Source organism: Campylobacter sp. RM9331, from assembly GCF_020137685.1.
In the GTDB taxonomy this organism is placed as follows: Bacteria; Campylobacterota; Campylobacteria; order Campylobacterales; family Campylobacteraceae; genus Campylobacter_E.
Window position 1 is genome coordinate 1 of sequence record NZ_JACGBA010000029.1, and the last position, 11,370, is coordinate 11,370.

Genomic DNA, 11,370 nt, shown 5'->3' on the forward strand with positions numbered 1-11,370 from the left:
TAAAAAAGGGCTTAAAGCCCTTTATTTTAAAATGTATATCTAATGGTTGAGTTTATTTCATAATCATTTGTAAGTTTTGTGCCAAAGCTTCTTTCAACACTTAAATTCAATCTTAAATTATCGCTAAATGTATATGCTGTGCCAACGCTTACAAATCCTCTATCGCTAGCTCCTAATTTGCTTTTTACCTTAGCATTTACTCCTTTTATAATATCGCCAATTAAAAGGTCTGCTTCTTTAGTTTGAGTATCAATTACTGCCCCAACACCAGCTCTAAATGTAAAATCATTTACGCTATAACCTGCAAATATTTGTGGTTTAAATATTAATGGAGAGTGAGCATCTACATTTATTTTAAACTTATTAAAGATTTTTAAGCTTGATTCGTATTTGCCGATATATCCAGTGATTATCTCAAGGCTTGGTTCAAGATAAAAATTATTATTTACATTAAATCTATATCCACCCTCTGCACTAACTAAGAATGAATTTTGAGATTTAACATCAACAAATTTACTATCATAACTACTTCTTATATATTTTAATACCAAATCAGCAAAATATCCATCATTGTGAATATAGCTTAAATACGCTCCTACGCTAGTATCTTTTGCTCTTACACCTGCATTGATTTTATCATAGCCAAATAGCACACCAGCAAGAATATCAGCATTGTTTAAGCTAGTTTTTTTATCTGCACCAATTTGGGTTGAATAGTAATTGAAATTATTGTTACCATTGCTAAAACGACCACCATAAATTCTAAACCAAGTCCCAATATCTGCATTTAAACCACGCACTTCACCTAAACGCTTATTCATATTATTGATTTGAACATTTAAAGTGCTTAGAGCTTCTGCTGTTATATCGTCTTTTTTCTCATCTAAAATTGTTGTAGCTATTTGATTTGCTAAGGTTTGTGCTTGTGCTTTTACTTCAGGAGCTGCATTGCTTAAATCTCCATTGTGTGAAGCTGCTAAACTGATTAATGCGTTAGCGTGAGTTTGAGTATTAGCCGTATAAATACCACTTGACATTAACTCTTCTTTAGCTTTTTTGCCTTCTTCTGTATTGTTTGTAATATTTGCTTGAATTTCTTTTAAATCAGCATTTAACTTATCAAGTTCTGCTTGAGCTGTTAGTAAATCTTGTTTCGCTTTTCCTACTGCCAAGTCTAATTCATTTGTTTTTGCTTCTTGATTTTGTTTAGCAAGTTTCTTTTCTTCTAAGGTTTTTTTAGCTTGTTCTAATTCTTGTTGAGCTGTAGTTAAAGCTGTTTGCACTTCTGATAATTTTTGTGAATTAGTAGTAATTTGAGTAGATACATTATTTAACTCTTGAGTTTTTAAATCTAAATTATTTTGAGTTTTTGTTTGCTCTGCTAAATTAACTTTTTTGTCTTTATCATTTTTTTCTAAAATATTTATAGTATCAACATAATCATTCCAAGCTTTTTCTTTAGCTTGCGTTAAAGGTGCTATTTCTTTTTCAGCTACTTCTAGTTTTGCTTTTGCATCTCTTTGGTTGTTTTCTAATTCTTGTCTTTTCGCCGTATCACCTGCTGTTTCATTATTCATTTTATTAAAATCATCTACTGCCTTAATGGCGTCATGATATTTTTTTTCTAGTTCAGTATATTTTACTTCTGTTTTCTTAGCATCTAATGTTGATTGTGCAGTATTAAAACTTTGTTTTTTCGCAATTAAATCTTTTTGACCATTGTCATAAGCAGTTGTTAACTCTGCCAATTTACTTTCTAAATCAGTAATTGAAGTTTTTAAATTAGCAATTTCATTATCTAAACTTGCTTTTTTGCCATCTAAATCTAATTTTTCTTTATCTAAAATAGTTTTTTTAGAATTTACTTCATTTAACTTACCTTCTTTATCGCTTTTGTTTCTATCAGCTAAACCTATTGCTTTCATAGCTTCTGTTATTAAAGCCCTATTTGTTTCAGCTTCTTGTTTTAATTTATCTAAAGCTTGACTTTTATTATTTATGTCTTCATTTTGAGATTTAATCTTATCTTCTAACTCTGTTTTTTGACTTAAAAAAGTATCTAAACTATTACTTAAACTATTTTCTACTGCATATACATTTGTCCCTAGTAGTGCCACTGCACAAACTGATGAAAATAATACTTTTTTCATAATTTCTCCTTATTATAAATTCCATCTAAATATAATATTTTTTTGTAAATTTCATTAGATTATTAGGAAAAAATTATTATAGAATAATAAAATTTATTATTTATTAATTTTAATGATAATATTTTTTGAAGAAAACTCACATTTTAAATCATCAACAACATAAGTTAAATCATCAATTATTTGAGTAAAACCATTTTGAGTTTTTGAGTAATTTTTCTTAGAAAATATATTTTTACATAAAATTATATCTTTTAACAAATCATCATAATACCATTTGCCAAAAAATTTTTCATTAAAGCTTTTTTTGGTATAGCATTCGTTGTTAAAACATATTTTTTCATTGATTTTAAAAGTATTTATGTATTTTCCAAGCGTATATAAATCAAGACTTAAATCACCTTTATTATCTTTTAAAAAACCTTGTCCTTTAAACTTAATAATATCGCTTTTAATAGTTAGATTTATAGTTGTAGTTGGAATTTGCTTAGCACAAGAGCTAAAGAATAGGGCTAAAATTAGCCCTAAGTAAATCTTATTTACCATTTAAAAAATCTCTTAAATTATTCACCATCATTGCCACTAGCCTTGTAACACACTCACAAGCAGTCCAAGCTATGTGCGGGGTGATTATTAGATTTTGCTTTTTGCTTATGTTTAATAAAGGATTATCAGCACTCATTGGCTCAACTTCTACAACATCAAGCCCAACGCGGATATTTTTACTATCAATTGCTTTTGCGAGTGCTACTTCATCAATTATCCCGCCACGCCCAAGATTTAGCAAATACGCATTATCTTTCATCATTGCTAGTTCTTTTTCGCTGATTAATTTATATGATTTGTCGTTAAGTGGAGCGTGAATGCTTATAATATCGCTATTTTTTAGCAATTCTTCTAAGCTAACTTTTTTAAAATCAGCATTGTTATTATTGCCACTAAGACTTGTATAAATCACATTAGCACCAAACATTTGTGCTATTTTTGCAACTTCTTTTCCAATAGCTCCAAGTCCTATAATTCCCCAAGTTTTGCCTTCTATTGTGTAAATTCTTCTTGAATAATCGCAAAATAATTCGCTCTTAGCCCAATTGCCTTTTTTTGTGTAGTCATTATAATAAAGAGTTTCATTCATTAATGATAAAAGTAGAGCATAAGTATGTTGAGCCACACTTTTTGTGCTATAACCTGCTACATTTTTAACTACGATATTAAATTCTTTTGCCGCAACCAAGTCAACCGTATTCATACCCGTTGCACTAATTAAAATTAGCTTTAAATCAGGGCAAGCTTGCATAACTTCACGGCTCATTTTGATTTTATTAATCACTGCTACTTCGCATTTTTCTAATCTTTTTACTACTTCATTAGGCGATGATTTTTCATATAATACAACTTCGCCAAATTCTTTAAATGCGTCAATGTTTTCTCCACCTAAGGTGTTTGCGTCTAAAAATACAATTTTCATTCTCTCTCCTTTTTATAAATTAAAGCATTTTTTATCTCATCAAGATTTGTTATAAAACCACGATTAATTAGATTAATAACATCGCTAGATGCAAGGACTAAACTAGCTATTTTGTCAATATGTTTTAAAAACTCATCTTCTTTTATAAAATCACTTATTTTAGTAGGTAAATTGATTTCTTTGTAAAACTTAAGCAATTTTTCATATTCATCATATTTTTTCTCAATTAGTAATTGGACTAAAATACCAAATGCTACTAATTCTCCGTGCAAGAAGTTTTTTTCTATTTCTTTAATATAACTTATCGCGTAGCAAGTTGCGTGAGCAAAAGCTCCATTATATTCAATATTAATTGAGCGTGAAACATAGCCAGTATTTACAATTATTGACATTACGACATTTTTAAAACTCAAATCATCATTTAAAGATTTTGCATATTCATAGTTTAAATCTACGCACAAATTACTACAAATTTTGCCAAAAGAATTTGAGTAATTTACGCCTATATTATTAGCGTTTGCATATTTTAATTGCAAATCAAATTCGTAAAATTTCGCCATCGTATCGCCAATACCTGCTATTAAATACCTTTTAGGAGCGTTTTTAATAGTTTCTAAATCTATAAAACATTTAAAAGGCGGTTCTTTAAAAAGCGCTAATTCTTTAAACTTTTCATCTTCATAAATAACAGATAGAGCAGATACAGCAGCACAAGTTGCAGCGATTGTTGGTATAGTAATTATTTTTAGATTAAAAGCATTTGCTATGTATTTTGAAGTATCTAAAACTTTACCACCACCAATTGCTAAGACTAAATCAAATTCTAAGCCTTTGCATTCATTTATAATTTTATTAATATCATTAAACGAGCATTCTTTAGTATGCGTTAGATGATAATTGCCACTAATTGCGTATTCTAATTTATCTTTAAATTTCGCAAATGCCGTAACTCCAGCAATAACTAAAATATTTTTATAATTTTGTAATTCTTGTTTTAAATTCTTTTTAATATCAAAATCAACTACAAATGAAGTAAGACTTAGAATTTCTTGCATATTTTTCCTTTATTTAATAATGTGTCCTACGAATTGTGCGTAATTATCTATAATAGTTCCACCTTTTCTAAATCCAAGTCCGCACGCTTCGTAGGCAAAAAATACCCCAGCTTGATAGAACTCGCCATTATATTCGTTAAGTTCTGCAAATTCTTGATAAATAAATCCGTTATTTTCATAATCTCCATTGTTTTTTGTGATTATTTCGCCATTTTTGTCCAAAATCGTAACATTTGCACCTTCACGACCAAAAAACGGCTTTTTAACTTGTTTAGCATTTTCAAGTGGTAAAAAGCTAGTTTTTAATAAATATTTATGATTTGGATAAAGCTGCCATAAAATCTCTAAAATAGCCTTGCTTTGAAATAATAATGTATAAGCAGGATTTAGGATAATTGCTTTTTGGTTTTTGATTATTTTTGTTAGTAAATGTGCTAATTCGCTTTCTTCAATAGCTATTATTTCCCAAGGAATTAGCATAAAGCAAAACTCATAATTCTCATCAGCTAAAAACACTCCATCTTCGCTAAATTCAACATCTTCAACATAAGCAAACTCGCATTCATATCCAGCGTCTTTTGCCATTTGCATAAGTAATCTTGTAGTTAGCTCTTCTTCAGTATTTTTTACACTTGTAAAAAGTATTTTCCAGCCTTCATATACTTCATCAAAATTACTTACATCTTCATCTAAAGTTGATAAGCGTTTAAAATTATCAACGATTGCTTCGTAAGTGTGATTGAATTGATTGCTTTCATCTAAGTTATTTAGTCTTAATTGCTCAAATTGTAAAATCGCCGTTTCAAAAAGTGCCGTTGGAGTATTTGCATTAAACTCAAGCAATTTAATAGGTAAATTATCAAGCCCACCAGCTAAATCAAAACGCCCATATAAATGCCAATGAACTTCATTTTCCCAAGATAATTTCACAACTTCGTGTAAATTAAAAGGAATGCCAAGTTTATCTAAAAGATTATTATCAATTACATAAGAACCTGCGTTTATAAACATATCATATAGCTCATTACAAGCGTTATAATAATTATTTGCTTCATCTTCGCTAATTATTATTAATTTATCATCTACATATGATTTTTTATCTTCATTTGTATGCCAAGTAAAACCCATATTTTCTAGCTTTTCAGTGCTTAGTTTTTGAATATTTAAAAATTTCATTTTTCTCCTTTTAATAAAAGCTGATTTTAACAAACATTGATAAAGCTTTTATGATTAATTTTTTTTTGATATTATGAAATGTATTTCGTGAGTGGTCTTGACACTCTTAAAAGCAGAGTTTTACTCTGCTTATCAAATCTTTTTAAGTCTAAATCTGAAAATATATACTTCTCAATTTTTTCATCTTCAATAATCTTAATTATCGTTCCTAGCGTAAGATTGCTTAATAATTCATCTTTTGTAGGCGTTCTTTTTTTGCTTTTATATAATTTATTTATTTGTTCTTTTATACTTTCATTTTCGTAATCTAAAAGCCAATCATCATTATTAAACTTTTTTGCCAAAATATCATTTAAATAATTTCTTAAAGTTATTTCCAAAATGCCTATTTTTGGGGATAATTTTGAAATTAATTTAAGATTTTTAAAATGCTCGTCTAAGTCTTTATAACTTTGTAATCTTGTATTTGATAAGCACTTTATTAAATCTAATCTAAAATTATTTTTTACACTATCCACAAAATCCCCTTATTTTCGGTATTAAAACAACATTTTAATATAAAAAAATAAAATTGGAACACCTTTTGCTAAAACTTGCTTAGAGAATTTAATTACAAGGATATAAAAATGATGAGATCACTTTGGTCTGGAGTATCAGGTCTTCAGGCACACCAAATAGCAATGGACGTAGAAGGTAATAACATAGCAAACGTTAATACAACAGGCTTTAAGCACTCTCGTGCAAATTTTAGCGACTTGATGAACCAAACAAGCAAAGTTGCAACAGCTCCACAAGGAGAGCTAGGTGGTAAAAACCCTATGCAAGTTGGACTTGGAACTCAAATTAACTCAATTACTAAGATTTTTGCTCAAGGAAGTATCCAAACAACAAAGAAAAACACAGACTTAGCTATCCAAGGCGATGGATTTTTCGTAGTAAGCCCTGATGGTGGTAAAACTTATAAATATACAAGAAACGGGGACTTCGTTCGTGATGCTTATGGTAACTTCGTTGATAATAATGGTTATATAGCGCAAGGTTGGTTAAGAGATGAAGTTACAGGCGAAGTTGATACAACATCTCCAATTAGAAATATAGTAATAAAACCAGGTCTTACAACTCCTGCAAATCCTACAACATTAGTTAGTTTAAAAGCAAACCTAAATTCAGGTAATAGCATAGGCGATAAAAAAACTCCAATCTATCAGCTAGATAGCAATCACGAATGGACTAATATAAACGGCGATGGTATTAAGGTTGATGCGGGTGTGCATAAAGAAAACGATGTTTCACAAAATAGCTTTATTACAAACAAAAATGGTGAATTACGCTTAAATGAGCGTGGCGTTGATATGGGGGTATTATTCAATGCTAGTGGAGAAAGTCTTGGACTTAGAAAAGGTCAAGGAATTTGGGTTAGTTATGCAGAAGCTAGAACTCAACAATTAACATTGGGTGTAAATGGTAACGCAATTGATAACAATGGTAAATTTGCTACAGCCGCTACATTAAATATAGAAATTAACGGCACTCAAATTAGTGGCAGTGTATCAAATGTAGCTGATATAGCAACTGCTATTAATGGAGTAAGTGGTAAAACAGGCGTAAGAGCTGATATAGTAAATGGAAATAGACTTATTTTAGTAAATGATAATAAGCAAGGCACAACAGCAGCTATGAAGAATATAATTCTAAAAGCTGGAAATGGTGCGGCTCCAGATGGCACAGGTATTCTAGGAAGTGCTATACAACATCATCAACCAAATAATGGTGCAAGTATAGAAGTAATTACTGCTTATCAATATACTTATGATCCAAACCCAACTAATACAGCACACGCATTAAATGCTAATATGGAAAGAACATTTAATACCACAGAAGATTTAAGAGAAGCTATGCAAAAAGATGCAAGACTTTATGTAAATTACGATGGAAGACAAGTAACTGATGCTAATTGGAATACGGCTGGGACTAAAAATGATGGAGTTGAAATCATAGTAGATGCTAAAGGACAATTCGTTATCAAAAATCCTAAAGGAGACGCATTTAATGCTGATGATGGCGATATATTTGATATGAGCACAGAAGCAATCAATGAAAGAGCTAGAATTAAATATAATAATGCACCAAATATGGGTTTTCAAAATTGGGATCAATTAGATGCTACACAACAAGCTCAATTTATTGAACTTAACCCAGATGTAAGAACTCCGGCAAATGCAAACAACAATGAAGACGACTTCAATATGTTCTTAAGCATTAGCAATCTAACAAATCCGGCAAATAATGTTAATGAAAACGATAAGTTTATGAAAACAATGCAAGGTATGCAAGGAGCACTTACAAGTGGAGATGGAATTCGTCAAACTCAAGGGCTTTATATGAGCGCACATAGTTCAAGTATTGATATATTTGACTCACTTGGGACAAAACACTCAATCAAATATGACTTTACAAAAATCGGCTACACAGATGATGGTGGCACAGAGTGGGGAATAGTAATTCAAGTTCCAGAGCCTTGTGAAATCAACATTAGTGGCGAAGGTCCAAAAAATGTCCTAACAGGAACAATTAGATTTAATAGCGATGGTTCATTACAAGGATTTAGCCCAAGTTCAGTAAGCTTTACAGCAAACAACGGCTCAACTCCTAATCAAAACATAGATTTTTATTTCGGTAATCCAAATGATTTTGATGGAATTACAAGTTATGATAGAGAGAGCAATACAAGTGGTATTTCTCAAGATGGTTTTAGTGGTGGGGACTTAAACGGAATTAGAATTGATGAAAGCGGAACAATCATCGGAAGCTTTACAAATGGTAGAAGCTTTGGTCTAGCACAAATTGCGATGGCGACATTTACAAATAACGAAGGTTTAGAAGCTGAAGGCGGCAATGTTTTCACTCAAACATCAAACTCAGGTGAGCCAGTAATCGGAGCTGCTACAACAGGTGGTCGTGGTAAAATCCAAGCAAGTAGCCTTGAAATGTCTAACGTTGATTTAAGCACATCTTTAACAAACTTAATCGTAATTCAAAGGGGTTATCAAGCAAACTCTAAGACAATTACTACAAGTGATCAAATGCTTAACACACTTTTACAATTAAAACAATAATTCTTAGGATTTAAGCTTAGCCTTAAATCCTATTTAAAATTTCAAAATTTTCATTATAATAATTAAAATTTATAAAGGATTTTTATGCTTTTTGTTTATTATAAAGACAATTTAAATGTATTAAAACGCACTATTAATATCAATGAAGAAATACCTGAAAATACTTTATGGGTAGATTTGTTTAATTTCAACCTAGATGAGATTGCTTATATAGAAAATAATTTTAATATTAAAATTCCAAACGATGATGAAAAATACAACATAGAAGAAAGTGCGAGATATTGGGAAGAGCAAGATACTATTACTATTAATAATGTGTTTTTAAATAAAGACGCTCTAAATCAAACAACCACTACAAAAGATACGATTACATTTTTACTAAATAAAAAAGTATTATTTACAATCCGTGCTAGAGAAATTCCGACCTTTGCTTCTGTAGAAAACATAATTCTAGCAAATCCAACTCATTATAAAAGTGGCTATGAGATATTAAGCGAGATTTTTGATATGAGAGTGGATAAAGATGGAGATGTGCTAGAGTGGATTGATAAAATTTCAAGATTGCTAAAAACCGAGATTTTAGAGCAAAAAAATGCTCTTGATTATGATTTTTACCTTGCTAAGATTTCAAATCTTCAAGATTTAAATATGCAGATTAGATATTCGTTGTTTGAGAAGAAAAAGACCTTATCATCACTTATTAAAAGCGATAAAATAGGCGTTCATATTAAAGAGAATTTAGACATAATTTTAAAAGATTTAAATTCTTTAATAGATTTTAGCCTTTCGCAACTTGGGATTTTAGATAATATACAGACGATTTTAACTAGCAAAATTGACATAGAACAAAACAAAATCATAAAGCTTTTTACCGTTGTTACCGTTGCTATGATGCCGCCTACTTTAATAGGGACAATTTATGGAATGAACTTTGAGAATATGCCTGAATTAAAATTCCAATATGGGTATTTTATAACCTTGAGCCTAATGATAATCTCTACAATAATACCTATTATATTTTTTAAGAAAAAACGCTGGTTGTAAGGACGGAATTTAAAACAATCATAAATATTTTTTATGCTAGTTTTTTGATTTTGCTTAGTTTTTATAAAAAAGGTGCTAAAGGATAGCACCTTAAAATAATTACAATAAAAATATATCGCTAAAATCTAATTTATGTTAAATTATTTATTTTGCTATGATTTATAGTGCTAATGCAAGTTGGAATTAATATATTTTTATCTTTTATACGCTAGCACTAAATCATTTTTGATATGACAATCTCTGCAATCTTTTAAAACCCCTTGCAATGCGTAGTTTTTATAAATTTAGTTCTTAGACTTCATCATTTGCAAGGCGTTTAATAATATCTAGCGTTAGTTTTTTATCTTCTTTATTTAATTTTTCAAAATCAGTTTTAATGCCTTTTGGTTTTAATGCTTAGTATTTACTCATAGATTTTTAATCTTGGCTCTAAAATCTTTAAAACTTTGTGTCTTAAACTATCACTCTTATGAGCTTTTTCTAACTCTTTAACTTATTTTAACGCTTTTAAAAATACGGATTATTATTTGTTGTAATTGTTACATTCATATTTGTTACTTTTGCAATCGTTAGTATTATTAAGCGTTAAGAAAAATGCCTTAATCTAAATCTCTTAGTCTAATTTTATTATTGATTATATTTATTTATAAAATTTATCAATATTTCTCTTAGCTCATCTTTTAAAATACTTCCATCGGCTACATGCACGACTATATCTTCCATAACTATAGCAAATTTCTCATTATATTTATCATCTAAATCCAAAAAATGCATAGCTAAAAATATTGAAGTTCTTTTATTACCATCAGTAAAAGGATGAAATTTTATACACGAAAACATTAAATGAGTAATTTTATCGGCTAAAGTTGGATAATAATTATCGTTTTTTATGTGTTCTAATGCACTTTCTAGGTAGCCTAATTGAGTATTATTAAAACCACTCAATCCACCTGTTTTTTCAATGATTTTTTCGTGAATAATTATGGCTTCTTCTAATTTGATATATCTCATTTGTCTTTTAATCTTTTAAATACTGATAAAATCTCTGGTTTGTCTAACTCTTTTTCCATTTTTGCCATAGTTTGACTGACTAATCGTCTTTCTTCTTGGTATTCTTGTGTTTTTAAATTTTTATCTATATATGGATTTTTCACAGCGTTATCAAAATTAAATTCTTTCATCTTAACTCCTTTGTAATCGTTATCTTATACTAAATATGTTTAATTTATCAAGTTTTAAAGAATTTAAATTAGGAAATTGATTTTTAAATTTAAAAAAGGGAGCGAGTGCTCCCCTTAGGATTATTGCAATAACCTTAGTAGTTTTTTAAGATAGCTAACGCTATCTTAAAAACCCCTATTATT

General features: G+C 29.4%; 11 protein-coding genes. 2 read left to right on the forward strand and 9 right to left on the reverse strand.

Features of this window, described 5'->3' with window-relative positions; genetic code table 11:
• Nucleotides 1-26 precede the first annotated feature (26 nt).
• The 6 genes from AVBRAN9331_RS09270 to AVBRAN9331_RS09295 all read right to left on the reverse strand — a co-directional run bounded on the left by AVBRAN9331_RS09270 (nucleotide 27) and on the right by AVBRAN9331_RS09295 (nucleotide 6,364).
• Entirely contained in the window at nucleotides 27-2,150 is a 2,124-nt protein-coding gene (locus AVBRAN9331_RS09270; RefSeq protein ID WP_336612878.1) for an autotransporter outer membrane beta-barrel domain-containing protein, read from the reverse strand.
• A 96-nt stretch (nucleotides 2,151-2,246) separates the two neighbouring features.
• On the reverse strand, nucleotides 2,247-2,693 hold the full coding sequence (locus AVBRAN9331_RS09275) for a hypothetical protein (RefSeq protein WP_336609061.1): 447 nt from the start codon (nucleotides 2,691-2,693) through the stop codon (nucleotides 2,247-2,249).
• Nucleotides 2,683-3,615, reverse strand: a complete 933-nt coding sequence (locus tag AVBRAN9331_RS09280; protein ID WP_336612879.1) for a D-2-hydroxyacid dehydrogenase — start codon at nucleotides 3,613-3,615, stop codon at nucleotides 2,683-2,685. Before AVBRAN9331_RS09280 ends, AVBRAN9331_RS09275 begins: the two co-directional genes overlap by 11 nt.
• Entirely contained in the window at nucleotides 3,612-4,670 is a 1,059-nt protein-coding gene (locus tag AVBRAN9331_RS09285; RefSeq protein WP_336612880.1) for an iron-containing alcohol dehydrogenase, read from the reverse strand. The genes AVBRAN9331_RS09280 and AVBRAN9331_RS09285 overlap by 4 nt, the downstream gene beginning before the upstream one ends.
• Nucleotides 4,671-4,679: 9 nt before the next feature.
• Nucleotides 4,680-5,846: a glutathionylspermidine synthase family protein gene (locus tag AVBRAN9331_RS09290; protein ID WP_214120402.1), complete on the reverse strand. Its 1,167-nt coding sequence runs from the start codon at nucleotides 5,844-5,846 to the stop codon at nucleotides 4,680-4,682.
• A gap of 71 nt (nucleotides 5,847-5,917) precedes the next feature.
• Entirely contained in the window at nucleotides 5,918-6,364 is a 447-nt protein-coding gene (locus AVBRAN9331_RS09295) for a hypothetical protein (protein WP_336612881.1), read from the reverse strand.
• Nucleotides 6,365-6,472: 108 nt separating this feature from the next.
• Between AVBRAN9331_RS09295 and flgE the strand changes: the two genes are divergently transcribed.
• Together flgE and corA are read left to right on the forward strand one after the other, a co-directional pair.
• Entirely contained in the window at nucleotides 6,473-8,962 is a 2,490-nt protein-coding gene (flgE, locus tag AVBRAN9331_RS09300; protein WP_336612882.1) for a flagellar hook protein FlgE, read from the forward strand.
• An 84-nt stretch (nucleotides 8,963-9,046) separates the two neighbouring features.
• A complete protein-coding gene (corA, locus tag AVBRAN9331_RS09305; protein ID WP_336612883.1) occupies nucleotides 9,047-10,006 on the forward strand; it encodes a magnesium/cobalt transporter CorA in 960 nt (319 codons plus the stop codon).
• 194 nt (nucleotides 10,007-10,200) lie between these two features.
• Here the strand turns inward: corA and AVBRAN9331_RS09920 are convergent, their stop codons facing one another.
• From AVBRAN9331_RS09920 to AVBRAN9331_RS09315, 3 genes are all read right to left on the reverse strand, one after another.
• Nucleotides 10,201-10,290, reverse strand: coding sequence for a type II toxin-antitoxin system mRNA interferase toxin, RelE/StbE family (locus tag AVBRAN9331_RS09920; protein WP_442862299.1), 90 nt, complete (start codon nucleotides 10,288-10,290; stop codon nucleotides 10,201-10,203).
• A gap of 343 nt (nucleotides 10,291-10,633) precedes the next feature.
• On the reverse strand, nucleotides 10,634-11,017 hold the full coding sequence (locus tag AVBRAN9331_RS09310) for a type II toxin-antitoxin system death-on-curing family toxin (protein ID WP_336608246.1): 384 nt from the start codon (nucleotides 11,015-11,017) through the stop codon (nucleotides 10,634-10,636).
• Nucleotides 11,014-11,187, reverse strand: coding sequence for a hypothetical protein (locus tag AVBRAN9331_RS09315; RefSeq protein WP_214120408.1), 174 nt, complete (start codon nucleotides 11,185-11,187; stop codon nucleotides 11,014-11,016). Before AVBRAN9331_RS09315 ends, AVBRAN9331_RS09310 begins: the two co-directional genes overlap by 4 nt.
• Nucleotides 11,188-11,370 lie beyond the last annotated feature (183 nt).